We start from the raw sequence: 17,507 nt of genomic DNA, 5'->3' as shown, positions 1-17,507 counted from the left end.
CCAGGTCACGAACTGTTGCGACCCATGCAAACACAGTGCAGAGACTCTACGCCAACTCTCAAGAAAAAAACAAGCCCTTGGTCTAATGGAAAACGGCGCTTTTTCGATAATCGCACATTTCCTTGGAAACGGCATGGCGCCTGGCCTGGCGCCATGTTCATAAAGTTATTGGGCAGGTTCGAAAACGAATAAGTCGAACCCGCTCGCAAACCTCATGTTCCGTCTTCAACCGCGATAGTAACGTTGCGCCACGAAAGGCATTTTGCTGACTTTAAGGGCAACCTTTTTACCGCGCACCAGCGCAAACAAGGGTGTATCGATTGCGGCATGTTCGATATCGACATAACCCATTGCAACCGGTGCGCCGAGTGTCGGGCCGAAACCGCCGCTGCAGACTTTGCCCACTGGTTTATCAGATGCGTCGACGATCTCTGCACCTTCACGCACTGGGGTGCGTTCCTGTGGCAGCAGGCCAACACGTTTGCGCGCCACACCCGATTGCTGCTGTTCGAAGATCGCTTCGGCGCCAGGGAAGCCGCCAGCGCGGGCTCCCTCGGCTCGTCGCACTTTGGACACCGCCCAGAGCAGGCTGGCCTCGACCGGCGTGGTGGCGGTGTTCATGTCATGGCCATACAGGCACAAGCCTGCTTCCAGGCGCAGCGAGTCGCGCGCGCCCAGGCCGATCGGTTGCACTTCTGGCTCGGCCAGCAGGCGGCGGGCCAGGGCTTCGGCGGCCTCGGTCGGTACCGAGATCTCGTAGCCGTCTTCACCGGTATAGCCCGAACGGCTGACGAAGCAGTCTTCACCCAGCAGGGTAATCGGGCGGAACTGCATGAAGGTCATGCCAGCGACTTCCGGGGCCAGGCGCTCGAGCACCTTGACCGCTGCAGGGCCTTGCAGGGCGAGCAGGGCACGTTCCTCGAACAACGGTTGAATCTCGCAACGGCCACCGATGTGTTGCTGCAGGTGAGCCAGATCCTGATCCTTGCAAGCGGCGTTGACCACCAGGAACAGCGTGTCGTCACCCAGGTTGGCGACCATCAGGTCGTCGAGGATGCCACCCTGTTCGTTGGTGAACATGGCATAGCGCTGCATCCCCACCGGCAAGTCGATGATGTCGACCGGCACCAGGCTTTCCAGGGCTGCAGCCGCCTCGGCGCCGCGCAGAATGATCTGCCCCATGTGCGAGACGTCGAACAGGCCGGCCTGCTCGCGGGTGTGCAGGTGTTCCTTCATCACGCCCAGCGGGTACTGCACCGGCATGTCGAAGCCGGCGAATGGCACCATGCGCGCGCCCAGCTCCGAATGCAGGGCGTGCAGTGGGGTCTTTTGCAGTGTTTCGGACATCGATGAATCCTCAGGTTTGTTGTCGGGTCAACATTCGATGATGTTGACGGCCAGACCGCCGCGGGCGGTCTCCTTGTATTTGCTTTTCATGTCGGCGCCGGTCTGGCGCATGGTGCGGATGACCTTGTCGAGCGACACGTAGTGCTGCCCGTCGCCGCGCAAGGCCATGCGCACGGCGTTGATGGCCTTCACCGAGCCCATGGCGTTGCGCTCGATGCAGGGCACTTGGACCAGCCCGCCGATTGGGTCGCAAGTCAGGCCCAGGTTGTGTTCCATGCCGATCTCGGCGGCGTTTTCCACCTGTTGCACGCTGCCGCCCATGACCTCGCACAAGGCCCCGGCGGCCATCGAGCAGGCCACGCCGACCTCGCCCTGGCAACCGACCTCGGCACCGGAGATCGAGGCGTTTTCCTTGTACAGGATGCCGATGGCCGCGGCGGTGAGCAGAAAGCGCACCACGCCGTCTTCACTGGCGCCCGGGACGAAGCGCATGTAGTAGTGCAGCACCGCCGGGACGATGCCCGCCGCGCCGTTGGTGGGCGCAGTGACCACGCGCCCGCCATAGGCGTTTTCTTCGTTGACCGACAGGGCGTACAGGTTGACCCAGTCGAGTACCGACAGCGCATCGCGCAGGTTGGCTTCCGGGTGCTGGCTGAGTTGGCGGTACAGCGCCGGCGCGCGGCGCTTGACCTTCAGTCCACCCGGCAAGATGCCTTCATGCCGGTAGCCGGCCTCGACGCAATCCTGCATCACCTGCCAGATGCGCAGCAGTCCGGCACGCGTCTCGGCCTCCGGCCGCCAGGCTGCCTCGTTGGCAAGCATCACTTGGCTCACCGACAGGTGTTGCGTGGTGCAATGAGCGAGCAGCTGCTTGGCGGTCGTGAATGGGTAGGCCAGAACGGTGCTGTCTTCGACGATGCGGTCCTGGCCAGCGGCATCTTCATCGACCACGAAACCGCCGCCGACCGAGTAGTACTCGCGGCTGCGGATTTGCAATCCGGCGGTGTCGAAGGCGCGGAAGATCATGCCGTTGGGGTGATAGGCCAGCGGCTTGCGGATCATCGCCAGGTGCTGCTTTTCATCGAAGGCGATGTCGTGCTCGCCGAGCAGGCGCAGGTGGCCGCTGCTGCGGATCGCCTGCAGGCGGGCGGGGATGGCTTCGGTGTCGACGGTGTCGGGGTGCTCGCCTTCGAGGCCGAGTAACACCGCTTTGTCGCTGCCGTGGCCCTTGCCGGTGGCCCCGAGCGAGCCATACAGCTCGGCCTTGACGCTGGCCGTGCTGGCCAGCAAGCCGTCGCGGCGCAGGCCTTCGGCAAAACGTGCGGCGGCGCGCATCGGGCCGACCGTATGGGAACTGGAGGGGCCGATGCCGATCTTGAACAGGTCGAAGACGCTCAATGACATGGTGGACCTCCTGCCAGTCTGGTCAGCTTGAAGGTGAACCTGTAGGAGCGGCTTCAGCCGCGAACACCGGCGAAGCCGGTGCCATCCACCGCGTCGCTTGCTTCGCGGCTAAAGCCGCTCCTACAGGTAACGAGCAGCCTCTAAAAGCTATCAGGCGTCCTGATAGCTCTCGATCGACGGGCAGGCGCAGACCAGGTTGCGGTCGCCGAACACGTTGTCGACCCGGCCCACCGGCGGCCAGTACTTGCTCTCAACCAGGCTCGGCAGCGGATAAACCGCCTGCTCGCGGCTGTAGCCGTGGGCCCATTCGCCAACCAGCTCGGCCGCAGTGTGCGGAGCGTTTTTCAGCGGGTTGTCGTCCTTGTCCAGGCTGCCATTTTCCACGGCGCGAATCTCTTCGCGAATCTGGATCATCGCGTCGCAGAAGCGGTCCAGCTCTTCCTTGGACTCGCTTTCGGTCGGTTCGATCATCAGCGTACCGGCCACCGGGAAGGACATGGTCGGGGCGTGGAAGCCGAAGTCGATCAGGCGCTTGGCCACGTCGTCGACGCTGATGCCGCTGGTGTCCTTGAGCGGGCGCAGGTCGAGGATGCACTCGTGGGCGACCAGGCCATTGCCGCCGGTATACAGAACAGGATAGTGCTCTTCCAGGCGACGGGCGATGTAGTTGGCGTTGAGGATCGCCATCTGCGAGGCGCGCTTGAGGCCCGCGCCACCCATCATGCGGATATACATCCAGGTGATCGGCAGGATGCTGGCGCTGCCGAACGGGGCAGCGCACACCGCGCCTTCGCGGTTTTCCAGTTGGGCGTGGCCAGGCAGGAACGGCGCCAGGTGCGATTTGACGCCAATCGGGCCGACGCCAGGGCCGCCACCGCCGTGCGGAATGCAGAAGGTCTTGTGCAGGTTCAGGTGCGAGACGTCGCCGCCGAACTTGCCCGGGGCGCACAGGCCGACCATGGCGTTCATGTTGGCGCCGTCGATATACACCTGGCCACCGTTGTCGTGAATGATCGCGCAGATCTCGCCGATCGCTTCCTCGAACACGCCGTGGGTCGACGGGTAGGTGATCATGATCGCGGCCAGGCGCTCGCGGTGCTCGATGGCCTTGGCGCGCAGGTCCTCGACATCGACGTTGCCGCGGGCGTCGCAGGCGGTGACCACCACGCGCATGCCAGCCATGTGCGCGGTCGCCGGGTTGGTGCCGTGGGCCGAGGAGGGGATCAGGCAGATGTCGCGATGGCTTTCGCCGCGGCTGCGGTGGTAGGCGCGGATGGCCAAGAGGCCTGCGTACTCGCCCTGGGAACCGGCGTTGGGTTGCAGCGACACGGCATCATAACCAGTGGCGGCGCAGAGCATGGCTTCCAGTTCGCTGGTGAGCTGCTGGTAGCCCTGGCTCTGTTCGGCCGGGGCGAACGGGTGCAGGCTGCCGAACTCGGCCCAGGTCACCGGGATCATTTCGCTGGCGGCATTGAGTTTCATGGTGCACGAACCCAGCGGGATCATGCTGCGGTCCAGCGCCAGGTCCTTGTCGGCCAGGCGGCGCAGGTAACGCATCAGCTCGGTTTCGCTGTGGTAGCGGTTGAACACCGGGTGTTCGAGGATGGCCGACTGGCGCAGCAGGGCGGCCGGCAGGCGTGAGCCGGTGCTGGCGGCCAGGGCGGCGAAGTCCGGTTGCAGCTGCTCGCCAGCGAACAGTAGCCACAGTGCCTCGACGTCCGCCTGAGTGCTGGTTTCGTCGAGCGACAGGCCCAGGTGGTCGGCATCGATCTGGCGCAAGTTGATGCGCTGGCTGCGGGCTTTATCGTGCAGGGCTGCGGTGGTGCTGCCGGTGGCCAGGGTCAGGGTATCGAAGGCGGTCTCGCCGACGATTTCCAGGCCCAGGCCCTTCAGGCCAGCGGCGAGGATCGCGGTCAGCGCATGGGTGCGCTCGGCGATGCGCTTGAGGCCAGCCGGGCCGTGGTAGACGGCGTACATGCTGGCGATGTTGGCCAGCAGCACCTGGGCGGTGCAGATGTTGCTGGTGGCCTTCTCGCGGCGGATGTGCTGTTCGCGGGTCTGCATGGCCAGGCGCAGGGCAGTCTTGCCGAAGCGGTCGATCGACACGCCGACCAGACGGCCCGGCATGTCGCGCTTGAACGCATCTCGGGTGGCGAAGTAGGCCGCGTGCGGGCCGCCAAAGCCCAGGGGCACGCCGAAGCGCTGGGCGCTGCCGATGGCCACGTCGGCCTCGAACTCGCCCGGCGGGGTCAGCAGGGTCAGGGCCAGCAGGTCGGCAGCCACGGCGACCAGGGCGTTGGCCGCATGCAGGCGCTGCACCAGCTCACGGTAGTCGAACACCTCGCCATTGCTGGCCGGGTATTGCAGCAGTGCGCCGAAGAAGGCGCTGACGTCAGCCAGTTCACGCTCGTCGCCGACCACGATCTCGATGCCCAAGGGTTCGGCACGGGTGCGCAGCACGTCGAGGGTTTGCGGGTGGCAGTGCACGGAAGCGAAGAAGGCATGGCTGGCCTTGTTCTTCGACAGGCGCTTGCAGAAGGTCATGGCCTCGGCCGCAGCAGTGGCTTCGTCGAGCAAGGAGGCGTTGGCGATCGGCAGGCCGGTGAGGTCGCTGATCAGGGTCTGGAAGTTAAGCAGGGCTTCCAGGCGGCCTTGGGAAATTTCGGGTTGATACGGGGTGTAGGCGGTGTACCACGCCGGGTTTTCCAGCAGGTTACGCAGGATCGGTGCCGGGGTATGGGTGTTGTAGTAACCCTGGCCGATGAAATTCTTGAACAACTCATTATTGCTGGCGATGGCCTTGAGCGAGGCGAGGGCGTCAGCTTCGCTCTGGCCGTCTGCCGAGCCGAGTACGCTGGTGCCCTTGATGCTGTCCGGGATGACGGCGGCGCTCATCGCCTCCAGCGAGTCGAAGCCCAGGGTAGCCAGCATGGCCTGCTCGTCAGCGGCGCGTGGGCCGATGTGGCGGGCGATGAATTCGTTGGCCGTGCCGAGGTTGATGGTCATGGTCAGGTTCCTCAGGCGTCGTCGTTGGCTTTGATCAGGCGGTCGTATGCGTCCTGGTCGAGCAGGGCGTTTACTTCATTCATGTTGGCGGGGATGAAGCGGAAGAACCAGCCTTCGCCCAGCGGATCTTCGTTGACCAGTTCGGGGCTGTCGTTGAGGCCATCGTTGACGGCGACCACTTCACCGGCCAGGGGCATGTACACGCCGCTGGCGGCCTTGACCGATTCAACGGTGGAGGCTTCGGCCCCCTTCTCGTATTGCTGCAGTTCCGGCAGTTGCACATAGACCACATCGCCGAGAGCGTTCTGGGCGTAGGCGGTGATACCTACAGTGACGCTGCCGTCAGCTTCGGCACGCAGCCATTCGTGATCTTCGGTGAAACGCAACTCGCTCATGGGGAATCCTCGGGAAGCAGGGCGTTGGGCGCGGTGGGTCCGCGCTCTTGGGTTGAGAATTCCTAAGCAAAATTGTGGCCATTCATAAAAAATCTATGAGAATCAGATGGTTAGCTGATTTGTCTGGCGCGCTGGCGAATGCTTTGGAATGAAAACGCTACAGTCTCATCGGTTCGTAAAAGGTCCACAGGATCAAACCCTTGCAGAGCCGGGTTGGAGTAGGCTTGTATCGAAATCAGTACGCCGTATTGATTTCGATACAATCCATCATCTGATGGTTACAGCGGAGCGAAAAACGGCAACACCAGATACAGTTTGATCACGATGACGTTGATGATGTCGATGAAGAACGCCCCCACCATCGGCACCACAAGAAAGGCGATCTGCGAAGGCCCGAAACGCTGCGTCACCGCCTGCATGTTGGCAATGGCCGTTGGCGTTGCGCCCAGGCCAAAACCGCAATGCCCCGCTGCCAGCACGGCGGCATCGTAGTTGCTGCCCATGATCCGGAACGTCACGAATATCGCAAACAGCGCCATGAGCAATGTCTGCGCCGCCAGCAGGATGAAGAACGGCAGCGCCAGTGCCGCCAGGTCCCACAGTTTGAGCGACATCAGTGCAATCGCCAGGAACAGCGACAGGCTGACATTGCCCAGTACCGAAACTTCACGCTCGAACACCTGATAGCGGCCAAATGCCGAAAGCCCGTTGCGCAGTACGACACCCACGAACAAGACACAGACGAATGTCGGCAACTCGAATGCGGTGCCAAGAAGCATTTTGTTCAGCAAGGTGCCCGCCATGAGGCTCACGGCGATCAGCGCGAGGGTTTCGATCATGGAGAATGGTGTGATCAAGCGTTCTTTGTTCGGTTGTTCAAAGCCCCTTGGCACTCGGGGTTGGTCCTGTTCAAGACCTGGCGTTTGCACGCGCTTGATGAGCAGGCGGGCGACTGGCCCGCCAATCAGCCCGCCCAGTACCAGGCCGAAGGTGGCGGCCGCCAGCGCCAGTTCGGTGGCGGAGGCCAGGCCGTACTTCTCACTGAAGGTGGCACCCCAGGCAGCGCCGGTGCCGTGGCCGCCCGAAAGGGCAATCGAACCAGACAGCAAGCCCATCAATGGGTCGAGCCCCAACGCCGTGGCCAGGCCGATGCCCATGGCATTCTGAACCAGCAGCAACCCGGTGACCGCAAGCAGAAACACACCGACGATACGGCCGCCTTTTTTCAGGCTGGCGAGGTCGGCACTCAGGCCAATCGTGGCAAAGAAGGCCAGCATCAAAGGCGTTTGCAGAGAAGTATCGAACTGCACGTGAACGTCGAGGGCGCGCAACCCCAGAAGCAGCAGCGCCACTACCAGGCCGCCGGCTACTGGTTCGGGAATATTGTACGCACGCAGAAATCCAACGCGTGTGACCAGGCCGCGACCCAGTAGAAGCACCAGGGAGGCGGCCACCAAAGTGCCGTAGAAATCGAGTGCAAGCATGCAAAATACCCTCTGCTCTGTTAGCGGCGAACAGTCCTTGGTGCGCCTGTGGGGCAGCGAGTGTAGGTGCAAGGCAAGCGATTTACGTTTAGGAAAAAACTGATAAACGTTCGGATATTACGCTGTGAGTTTCAGGCCTTGCCTGGAATGCCGTACTTGCGCAACCGTTGGGCAATGGCGGTGTGGGAGGTCTGCAGCCGACCTGCCAGCTGCCGGGTAGACGGGTAACTGGCATACAACCGCTGCAATAGCTCTCGTTCGAAGTCTCCCACCGCCTGCTCCAGGCTTGCCACCTCGCCATCCTGCCCGCGCGCCACCGAGGTGCCGGCGATGTCCAGGTCGCCGATGTCCACCAGGTTGCTTTCACAGATCGCCGCGGCGCGGAAGATCACGTTTTGCAGTTGGCGTACATTGCCCGGCCAGGGGTTGGCCAGCAGGGCCGAGTGGGTGGCCGGGGTCAGGCGGCAGGCCGGGCGCTGGATCTGCGTGCAAGCCTGCTGCATGAAGTAGTGCGCGAGCATGAGGATGTCCTGGCCACGGTCACGCAGCGGGGGCACCTGCAGGTTGAGCACGTTGAGGCGGTAGAACAGGTCTTCGCGGAAGGTGCCTTCGGCGACCATGCGTTCGAGGTCACGGTGGGTGGCGCTGATGATGCGCACATCGACCTTCACCTCACGGTCGCCGCCTACGCGGCGGAAGCTGCCGTCGCTGAGAAAACGCAGCAGTTTGGCCTGCAGGTACGGCGACATTTCGCCGATCTCGTCGAGAAACACCGTGCCCTGGTTGGCCAGCTCCATCAACCCTGGCTTACCGCCGCGCTGGGCGCCGGTGAAGGCGCCGGGCGCGTAGCCGAACAGCTCGCTTTCGGCCAGGCTCTCGGGCAGTGCGGCGCAGTTGAGGGCGAGAAACGGCGCGGCGTGGCGGCTGCTGATCGCGTGGCAGGCGCGGGCCACCAGCTCCTTGCCTGTGCCGGTTTCGCCATGCACCAGCAGCGGTGCGTCCAGCGCCGCGACGCGCATCGCGCGAGCCTTGAGGGTGCGGATTGCCGGCGATTCGCCGAGCAGCGCATCGAAGCCTTCGGCGTGGTCGTGGTGCAGGGCCGACAGGCGCTCGCCCATGCGGTTGGGCGGGTACAGGGTGAGCAGGCCACCGGCGTTGGTGATGGGCGTGGCATCGAGCAGCAGGCTCTGGCCGTTGAGCTGCATTTCGCGCATCGGCAGGTGGAAATTGTTGTCCAGCAGGGCTTGCAGCAGCGCGGGGTCACCGAACAGCTCGCCCACCGAACGCCCAGCCGACTCACGGCCGCACAAGGCGATCAACGCCGGGTTGGCCAGCAGCACCTGGCCGGCGCTGTCCACCGCCAGCACCGGGTCGCTCATGGCGGCCAGCAGGGCATCGAGCTGCAGGTGGCGGCGCTGGCCGGGGAGGATGTCGACCACGTCCACCGACTGTACGCCCCGCACTTCGAACAGTGCGTCGTGCAATTCTTCAAGCACGGCGGGGCTTAGCGTTGGGGCGTCGATGTAGACGTTCGGCGGGACCATTTCCACGGCGTCCAGGTTGAGGTTGCGGGCACCGAGCAGGGCGAGAACTTCCTGGGTGATGCCGACGCGGTCGATGAAGCTGACGTGGATGCGCATGGGGGGCGGGGTTGTGGCTGGGGAGAGCAGTAGTATGCCTTAACATTGCCGGGACCGCTCTGCGGCCCCGGCGCTTGACATCATTCCAGATGTTCAGTCTTGATCGGATCGCCTGATTTCACATCGAGCTTCTGGCGAATGTCTTCGAACATCTTGTCGAATAGCGGGTGCGGAGATGGCAGGTTTTCAAATTTCTTAGTTGGAGGCAGGTAAGACTGAGCCGTGCGGCTCAGTTTCATAAGGAAGCTCGGCAACACCTGATCCTTGGCCAGGAAGAACTTCTCGTCCACCGTCTTGCCTTCGATGCTGCCATGCATGTGGAACTGTATGCCTCGGCCTTCCTTGGGATCCTGAATCGCTTCGTAATTGATGTTGAGATCGTAGCTATGGTCGGCGCTGTTCAGCGCGGTGCGCTCGATATGCACGTGACCGGGTTGGTACTGGGCCATGGCGGAATCCTCCGGAAGGTCGAAAACGGCGGGCGACCTGCGCCCGCCTACTGCATTCAACGGTAGCTGATACCTGGCTTGGCCGTGGAAACCCGAGTGCCGGCGGTGCCTTTGACGATGTCCTCGATGTTTTCCAGCGAGCTGATCACCGCCACTTTGCCAGTGTTGCGGGCGAAGTCACTGGCCGCCTGCACTTTCGGCCCCATGGAGCCGGCGGCGAAGCCCAGGCGTTCGAGTTCGTCGGGGTGGGCCTGGGCGATGGCTTTCTGTGTCGGCTTGCCCCAGTCAATGTAGGCCGCATCGACGTCAGTGGCGATGATCAAAAGGTCGGCTTCCAATTGCTCGGCCAGCAGTGCCGAGCACAGGTCCTTGTCGATGACCGCCTCGATCCCTTTGAGCTTGCGGTTTTCATCGTACATGGTGGGGATGCCGCCACCACCTGCGCAGATCACGATGCTGCTCTTTTCCAGCAGCCATTTGATCGGGCGGATCTCGAAGATGCGCTTGGGTTTGGGGCTGGCCACCACGCGGCGGTACTTGTCGCCGTCGGCCTTGACCACCCAGCCCTTTTCCTTGGCCAGGCGCTCGGCTTCCTCTTTGCCATAGACCGGGCCGATGAATTTGGTCGGGTCTTTGAAGGCGGGGTCGTTGGCGTCGACTTCGACCTGGGTCAGCAGGGTGGCGAACGGCACTTCGAACGCCAGCAGGTTGCCCAGTTCCTGTTCGATCATGTAGCCGATCATGCCTTCGGTTTCGGCACCGAGCACATCCAGCGGGTAGGCTTCGTCGGGCTTGTAGGACAGCGCCTGAAGCGACAGCAGGCCGACTTGTGGGCCGTTGCCGTGGGCGATGACCAGTTCGTTGCCGGGGTGAATCTTGGCGATCTGTTCGGTGGCGGTGCGGATATTGGCGCGCTGGTTCTCAGCGGTCATGGGCTCGCCGCGGCGCAGCAGGGCGTTGCCGCCCAATGCAACAACGATACGCATGGGAATGTCCTTTAACGAAGAGGGAAGGGCGCCGCCCCATTGGCCAGGGCGGCGCGGCCGGCTTACAAATCAGCCAGGGTCGATACCAGAATCGCCTTGATGGTGTGCATGCGGTTTTCCGCCTGCTCGAAGGCGATACAGGCCGGCGATTCGAACACCTCGTCGGTCACTTCGATGCCGTTGGCCATGTCTGGATATTGCTCGGCAATCTGTTTGCCGACCTTGGTCTCGGAGTTGTGGAAGGCCGGCAGGCAGTGCATGAACTTGGAGCGTGGGTTGCCGGTGGCCTTCATCAGTTCGGCATTCACCTGGTAAGGCTTGAGCAGCTTGATGCGCTCGCCCCAGGCTTCGATCGGCTCACCCATCGACACCCAGACGTCGGTGTGCACGAAGTCGACGCCCTTGACCGCGGCTTTCGGGTCTTCGGTGAGGGTGATACGTGCGCCGCTTTCTTCTGCGTATTTCTTGCAGCGATCGACCAGGTCGTCATGCGGCCACAGCGCCTTGGGGGCCGCAATGCGCACGTCCATGCCGAGCTTGGCGCCAATCAGCAGCAGCGAGTTGCCCATGTTGTTGCGGGCGTCGCCCAGGTAGGCGTAGCTGATGTCGTGCAGTGGCTTGTCGCTGTGCTCACGCATGGTCAGCACGTCGGCGATCATCTGGGTCGGGTGGTATTCGTCGGTCAGGCCGTTGAACACCGGAACACCGGCGAACTTGGCCAGTTCTTCAACGATTTCCTGCTTGAAGCCACGGTACTCGATGGCATCGTACATGCGCCCGAGCACGCGGGCGGTGTCCTTCATGCTCTCTTTGTGGCCGATCTGCGAGGAATTGGGGTCGATGTAGGTGACGTTGGCGCCCTGGTCATAGGCGGCGACTTCGAAGGCGCAGCGGGTGCGGGTCGAGGTCTTCTCGAAGATCAGGGCGATGTTGTTGCCCTTCAGGTGCTGCTGCTCGGTGCCGGTGTACTTGGCGCGCTTGAGGTCGCGAGACAGGTCCAGCAGGTAGCGCAGTTCGCGCGTGGTGTGGTGTTCGAGGCTGAGCAGGTTGCGGTTGTGAATGTTGAACGCCATGGTGATTCTCCTTGAATTCGGTAATCGGCCCGGCCGCCGCCTTGTAGGGGGCGGCCGGGGGAATGGTCGTTAGTAGTCGATGGGGTCGCGTACGATCGGGCAGGTCATGCAATGGCCGCCGCCACGGCCGCGGCCCAGTTCGCCAGCGCTGATGGTGATGACCTCGATGCCGGCCTTGCGCAGCAGGGTGTTGGTGTAGGTGTTGCGGTCGTAGCCGATGACCACGCCAGGCTCCATCGCCACCACGTTGTTGCCGTCATCCCATTGCTCGCGCTCGGCGGCGAAGCTGTTGCCGCCGGTCTCGACCACACGCAGCTTCACACCCAGTTGTTCGCCGACCACTTCGATGAACGATTTGTTGATGCGGCGAACATCCATGCCATAAGGCTTGCTTTCGTCTGGACGGATGATGAACGGCACGATCTCCTTCACCACCTCAGGGAAGACCGTGACCAGGTCGCGGTCGCAGAAGCTGAAGACCGTGTCCAGGTGCATGGCCGCACGGGACTTCGGCAGCCCGGCGACGATGACTTCCTTCACCGCACCCTTGGCGAACAGGTTCTGCGCCAGTTGGCCGATGGCCTGGCGCGAGGTGCGCTCGCCCATGCCGATGAGGACGATGCCTTTGCCGATCGGCATCACGTCACCGCCTTCAAGCGTGGCATTGCCATGCTCTTTGTCCGGGTCGCCGTACCAGACCTCGAAGTCGGCGTTGGTGAATTCCTTGTGGAACTTGTAGATGGCCGTGGTCAACAGGGTTTCCTGGCGTCGCGCCGGCCAGTACATCGGGTTCAGGGTGACACCGCCGTAGATCCAGCAGGTGGTGTCACGGGTGAACTGGGTGTTGGGCAGCGGCGGCAGGATGAAGCTGGAGTGGCCGAGATAGTCGTTGTACATCTTGACCACATCGGCGCCTTCACTTTGCGGCAGGTCCTGGCCGGCGACACCGCCGATGAGGAATTCGGCCAGGTGGCGAGGCTCCAGGCCTTCGAGCCAGCTGCGCACTTCGTTGGTCAGGCCGACACCAACGGTGTCAGGGGTGATCTTGCGGTCGAGGATCCACTTCAGTGCTTCAGGCTGCTGCACGATGTCGGTCAGCAGGTTGTGCATCTCCAGCACATCCACGCCGCGCTCGCGCATTTTGGTGACGAAGTCGAAATGGTCACGCTTGGCCTGGTCCACCCAGATCACGTCATCGAACAGCAGTTCGTCGCAGTTGCTCGGCGTCAGGCGCTTGTGCGCGAGGCCTGGTGAGCAGACCATCACTTTGCGCAGTTTGCCGGCTTCGGAATGGACACCGTACTTCTGTTTTTCAGCGGACATTGTTCAATCCTCCATGTAGTGCAAAGGCGTGGGTCACAGGGTCAGGAAGCCGTCGTACAGACCATAGGCCGCCACCAGGGCGCCGATGACCACGGCTGCGAAGATCAGTTTTTCCACGTTGGTAAAGATCGGTTGGCCAATTTCATGCTTGGCCTTGGCGAACAGGATCACGCCTGGGGCATACAGCAGCGCCGAGAGCAGCAGGTATTTCATGCCGCCGGCGTACAGCAGCCAGATGGCGTACACCAGGGCAACCGCGCCGATGAACAGGTCCTTGCTGCGCTCGCCGGCAGCGTTCTCGTAGGTTTCACCGCGCAGCGCCAGCAGGAAGCCGTAGCCCGCCGACCACAGGTAGGGCACCAGGATCATCGAGGTGGCGAGGTAGATCAGCGACAGGTAGGTGCTGGCGGAGAACAGCGTGATCACCAGGAAGATCTGCACCATCGCGTTGGTCAGCCACAGGGCGTTGGCCGGTACCTGATTGGCATTCTCCCGGCGCAGAAACTCCGGCATGGTGTGGTCCTTGGCTGCGGCGAACATGATCTCCGCGCACAGCAGCACCCACGACAGCAGGGCGCCCAGCAGCGAGATGATCAGGCCAACGCTGATCAGCACCGCGCCCCAGTGGCCGACAACATGTTCAAGCACCGCGGCCATCGATGGGTTCTGCAGCTTGGCCAGCTCTGGTTGAGTCATGATGCCCAGCGACAGCACATTCACCAGCACCAGAAACAGCAGCACGGTGATGAAGCCGATGACCGTGGCCTTGCCGACGTCGGAGCGTTTTTCCGCACGGGACGAGAAGATGCTCGCGCCCTCGATGCCGATGAATACCCAGACAGTGACCAGCATCATGTTGCGCACCTGGTTCATCACGCTGCCCAGTTCCGGCGTGCCAGTGCCCCAGATGTCGGCGGTAAAGATGTCGAGCCTGAAGGCGAACAGGCAGATCAGCGCGAACAGCACCAGCGGCACGACCTTGGCCACGGTGGTGACCAGGTTGATGAACGCCGCTTCCTTGATGCCGCGCAGCACCAGGAAGTGCACCGCCCACAGCAGGATCGACGCGCCGACGATGGCGGCCGGGGTGTTGCCTTCGCCGAACATCGGGAAGAAGTAGCCGAGGGTGCTGAACAGCAGCACGAAGTAACCGACGTTGCCCAGCCAGGCGCTGATCCAGTAGCCCCAGGCCGAGGAGAAGCCCATGTAGTCGCCGAAGCCGGCCTTGGCGTAGGCGTAGACACCCCCGTCGAGGTCAGGCTTGCGGTTGGCCAGGGTCTGGAACACGAACGCCAAGGTGAGCATGCCGACGGCAGTGATTGCCCAGCCGATCAGCACGGCACCGACGCCTGCGCTGGCCGCCATGTTTTGTGGAAGTGAGAAGATGCCGCCGCCAATCATCGAGCCAACGACGAGGGCAACTAATGCACCCAGTTTTAGTTTTCCAGAAGAATCAGACATTTAACAACTCCGTACCAGGAGAAAGTTGACAACAGAATAAATCTGCCGCCTGAGCCATGACCTGACTTGGATCAGTTCATGGCATTGTGAAGTAAGAAATTTCCTTCACATGACTCCTGGAGAGTGCCGACAGCTCTGCTGCAGGCCACGTGCGCTGGCACCTCCATGTACATCCAGAGCAAACGCTCTGTTCAACCTGCGAGCTTTGAAGCTAGTCGCTTTTGAGGTTTTCGCAAATATTTCTCAACAAATGTCATAGTTAAGATGTTTCGTTAAAGTTGCCCGGTGGACATGCGTTTTTGTCAGCAGGTCGGTATAGACAAAGGAGTTATGAGTGCTATAGCTTTAATAGCTTTGCCTCTTATAACTGGCCATTTTTATATGCACTTGATGCTGTTTCAGGCGTGTGACATGACACACAAACGATGGGGATTTGCATGAGCGAACCCGGACAGAAATTGCGCCTCGGCGCGTTGATCGCACTGGTGGTCGGTTCGATGATCGGCGGCGGGATCTTCTCGTTGCCGCAGAACATGGCGGCGCGCGCCGATGTCGGTGCCGTGCTGATCGGCTGGAGCATCACGGCGGTGGGCATGCTGGCGCTGGCCTTCGTGTTCCAGACCCTGGCCAACCGCAAGCCGGAGCTGGACTCAGGGGTGTACGCCTACGCCAAGGCCGGCTTCGGCGATTACATGGGCTTCTCCTCGGCCTGGGGCTACTGGATCAGCGCCTGGTTGGGCAACGTCGGTTACTTCGTGCTGCTGTTCAGTACTCTGGGCTTCTACTTTCCCGTGTTCGGCGAAGGCAATACGCCGATCGCCATCGGCTGCGCCTCGCTGCTGCTGTGGGCGGTGCATTTTCTGGTGTTGCGCGGCATCAAGGAAGCGGCGTTCATCAACCAGGTGACCACCGTGGCGAAGGTGGTGCCGTTGCTGATCTTCATCGTCATCGCCGCCTTCGCTTTTCGTGCCGACATCTTTACCCGCGACATCTGGGGGCTGAGCAACCCGCAGTTCGGCAACGTGCTGGACCAGGTCCGCAACATGATGCTGGTCACCGTGTTCGTGTTTATCGGCATCGAAGGCGCCAGTGTTTATTCGGGCAGGGCGCAGCGCCGCTCGGATGTCGGCAAGGCCACGGTTATCGGCTTTCTCGGCGTGCTGGCGCTGCTGGTGCTGGTCAATGTGCTGTCGCTCGGGGTGATGACCCAGCCGGAACTGGCCGGCCTGCAGAACCCGTCGCTGGCGTCGGTGCTGGAGCATATCGTCGGCCCATGGGGCGCATTGCTGATCAGTATCGGCCTGGCGATCTCGCTGCTCGGCGCGCTGCTGTCGTGGGCCCTGTTGTGCGCTGAAATCCTCTTCGCCACGGCGCGGGACAAGACCATGCCGCGCTTCCTGGCCAAGGAAAACGCCAACCACGTGCCGGCCAACGCGCTATGGCTGACCAACTGCATGATCCAGGGGTTCCTGCTGATCACGCTGTTCTCGGCGGGCACCTACACCAGCCTGATCTACCTGGCGTCGTCGATGATCCTGGTGCCGTATCTGTGGTCGGCTGCCTATGCGGTGCTGCTGGCGCTGCGCGGGGAAAGTTATGGCGGGGAGGCGGCGCTGCGGCGCAAGGATTTGCTGGTGGCGGCGGTGGCGCTTTTGTATGCGGTGTGGCTGCTATATGCCGGCGGGCTCAAGTACCTGCTGTTGTCGGCCTTGCTGTATGCGCCTGGGGTGATTCTGTTCGCCCGGGCCAAGCGCGAGCAGGGGCAGGCGCTGTTCACCACCTGGGAGAAAGCGATTTTTGCGGCGGTGCTGCTGGGCGCGGCGCTGGCAGCCTACGGCTTGTATTCAGGGTTGCTGAGCTTGTGAGGCCGGCGCGCAGGCGTGCTCTGGCCGGGACCAGATCCACAGGTTGCCCAGGGTCATGCCGGCGATAGCCAGGAACACCGGCCAGTGATGGTCAAGGAAGGTCAGCATGACGCCAGCACATACCAGCATGCTGATGGTCGCGCTAACCTTGGCCCGTCGCTGGATCACCTTGCCATTGCGCCAGTTGTAGAGGATCGGCCCGAACAGCCGATGATTCTCCAGCCAGGCCGACAGGCGCGGCGAGCTGCGCGTCGCGGCCCAGGCCGCCAGCAGGATGAATTCGGTGGTTGGCAGGCCGGGGATGACGATGGCGACCAGGCCAACGCCCAAGCTCACGTAAGCCAGGATGCCGTACAGCAGGCGCGCTAGTTTCGATCGGGCAGGTTGGGTCATGGTCTCACTGCGAAAAACGGTCCGGCCACCGGAAAGGTGGCCGGGTGAAGCGTATCAGGCCAGCGCGCGGTCTGCAGCGTAGGCATGCTTGAGCAGTTCGGTGAAGCGCTCGAAGGCGGCGACGGCGCCACGTTCGGCGGCAGCGTCCTGCTCGGCGGTCAATTCCAGGCCATCGAGAATGCGGGTGAACTGCTTCCAGCCTTCGGCGCGGCCACCGGCCGGCTCGCCCAGGTGACGGGCACCGAAGCTGTCGGATAGCTCCAGGGCCACCGCACGCTTGATCAGAAACGCAGCGCCCAGTTTGGAGCCTTCGGAGACGAAGATCCAGCCCAAGGACTCGGCCAGGCTCGGGTTCTGCAGTGCGCCAGCGACGGCGCCCGGTACTTCGGTGTCGAGGTCGGCGAGGTCCAGGCGGGCCTGTTCGGCGCGGCAGCGTTCGGCCAGGTCCGGGACGATGGCGATCAGTTGCGGGTCGTTGTACAGCGCCTGCAGCTCGGATTGGAACAGGTACTGGGCGACGACAAAACGGGCGAAGCTTTCGCGGCTGTCGAACGGCGCGTGGGATTTGACCAGGGCGTCGAGTTCGGTGTGCGGGGCGTGGGTGACCTGGTTCAGGCGTTGCGAGCGCAGGGCTGGGCGGTCGGTCATGGGGGTGTCCTTGGAAAATAGGGGGCGTCTAGT

General features: G+C 62.6%; 14 protein-coding genes. 1 reads left to right on the top strand and 13 read right to left on the bottom strand.

Annotation, left to right across the window (positions count from 1 at the left end):
* Nucleotides 1-225: 225 nt before the first annotated feature.
* The 11 genes from gcvT to arcD (ACIQUF_RS09530) all read right to left on the bottom strand — a co-directional run bounded on the left by gcvT (nt 226) and on the right by arcD (ACIQUF_RS09530) (nt 14,568).
* On the bottom strand, nt 226-1,347 hold the full coding sequence (gcvT, locus tag ACIQUF_RS09580) for a glycine cleavage system aminomethyltransferase GcvT (RefSeq protein ID WP_403130951.1): 1,122 nt from the start codon (nt 1,345-1,347) through the stop codon (nt 226-228).
* A gap of 27 nt (nt 1,348-1,374) precedes the next feature.
* The gene (locus ACIQUF_RS09575; RefSeq protein ID WP_403130950.1) at nt 1,375-2,751 is read right to left on the bottom strand and encodes an L-serine ammonia-lyase; all 1,377 of its coding nucleotides are present in this window, start codon (nt 2,749-2,751) and stop codon (nt 1,375-1,377) included.
* Between the two features lie 150 nt (nt 2,752-2,901).
* Nucleotides 2,902-5,757: an aminomethyl-transferring glycine dehydrogenase gene (gene gcvP, locus ACIQUF_RS09570; RefSeq protein WP_403130947.1), complete on the bottom strand. Its 2,856-nt coding sequence runs from the start codon at nt 5,755-5,757 to the stop codon at nt 2,902-2,904.
* A gap of 11 nt (nt 5,758-5,768) precedes the next feature.
* The gene (gene gcvH, locus ACIQUF_RS09565; protein WP_403130946.1) at nt 5,769-6,152 is read right to left on the bottom strand and encodes a glycine cleavage system protein GcvH; all 384 of its coding nucleotides are present in this window, start codon (nt 6,150-6,152) and stop codon (nt 5,769-5,771) included.
* A gap of 278 nt (nt 6,153-6,430) precedes the next feature.
* Nucleotides 6,431-7,636, bottom strand: coding sequence for a sodium/glutamate symporter (gene gltS / locus ACIQUF_RS09560; protein ID WP_403130943.1), 1,206 nt, complete (start codon nt 7,634-7,636; stop codon nt 6,431-6,433).
* A gap of 131 nt (nt 7,637-7,767) precedes the next feature.
* Nucleotides 7,768-9,276 carry a sigma-54-dependent transcriptional regulator gene (locus ACIQUF_RS09555; RefSeq protein ID WP_403130942.1) on the bottom strand — a complete coding sequence of 503 codons (1,509 nt, stop codon included), beginning with the start codon at nt 9,274-9,276 and terminating at the stop codon, nt 7,768-7,770.
* An 80-nt stretch (nt 9,277-9,356) separates the two neighbouring features.
* On the bottom strand, nt 9,357-9,725 hold the full coding sequence (locus ACIQUF_RS09550; RefSeq protein ID WP_403130940.1) for a DUF5064 family protein: 369 nt from the start codon (nt 9,723-9,725) through the stop codon (nt 9,357-9,359).
* Between the two features lie 56 nt (nt 9,726-9,781).
* Entirely contained in the window at nt 9,782-10,711 is a 930-nt protein-coding gene (arcC, locus tag ACIQUF_RS09545) for a carbamate kinase (RefSeq protein ID WP_403130938.1), read from the bottom strand.
* 62 nt (nt 10,712-10,773) lie between these two features.
* Nucleotides 10,774-11,784 carry an ornithine carbamoyltransferase gene (locus ACIQUF_RS09540; RefSeq protein WP_403130935.1) on the bottom strand — a complete coding sequence of 337 codons (1,011 nt, stop codon included), beginning with the start codon at nt 11,782-11,784 and terminating at the stop codon, nt 10,774-10,776.
* 69 nt (nt 11,785-11,853) lie between these two features.
* Nucleotides 11,854-13,107, bottom strand: coding sequence for an arginine deiminase (gene arcA / locus ACIQUF_RS09535; RefSeq protein WP_403130933.1), 1,254 nt, complete (start codon nt 13,105-13,107; stop codon nt 11,854-11,856).
* A 33-nt stretch (nt 13,108-13,140) separates the two neighbouring features.
* Nucleotides 13,141-14,568, bottom strand: coding sequence for an arginine-ornithine antiporter (arcD, locus tag ACIQUF_RS09530; RefSeq protein ID WP_400797219.1), 1,428 nt, complete (start codon nt 14,566-14,568; stop codon nt 13,141-13,143).
* Nucleotides 14,569-15,005: 437 nt separating this feature from the next.
* Here arcD (ACIQUF_RS09530) and arcD (ACIQUF_RS09525) point away from each other — a divergent pair, with 437 nt between their 5' ends.
* A complete protein-coding gene (arcD, locus tag ACIQUF_RS09525) occupies nt 15,006-16,433 on the top strand; it encodes an arginine-ornithine antiporter (protein WP_403130930.1) in 1,428 nt (475 codons plus the stop codon).
* Here arcD (ACIQUF_RS09525) and ACIQUF_RS09520 read toward each other — a convergent pair.
* Nucleotides 16,413-16,826: a YbaN family protein gene (locus ACIQUF_RS09520; RefSeq protein ID WP_403130928.1), complete on the bottom strand. Its 414-nt coding sequence runs from the start codon at nt 16,824-16,826 to the stop codon at nt 16,413-16,415. The two genes, arcD (ACIQUF_RS09525) and ACIQUF_RS09520, sit on opposite strands and share 21 nt — an antisense overlap.
* Nucleotides 16,827-16,880: 54 nt before the next feature.
* A complete protein-coding gene (locus ACIQUF_RS09515; RefSeq protein ID WP_403130926.1) occupies nt 16,881-17,474 on the bottom strand; it encodes a biliverdin-producing heme oxygenase in 594 nt (197 codons plus the stop codon).
* Nucleotides 17,475-17,507 lie beyond the last annotated feature (33 nt).

It is taken from the genome of Pseudomonas sp. NPDC090233, assembly GCF_044772285.1.
GTDB lineage: Bacteria > Pseudomonadota > Gammaproteobacteria > Pseudomonadales > Pseudomonadaceae > Aquipseudomonas.
This window is presented reverse-complemented; position numbering and strand designations above follow the sequence as displayed.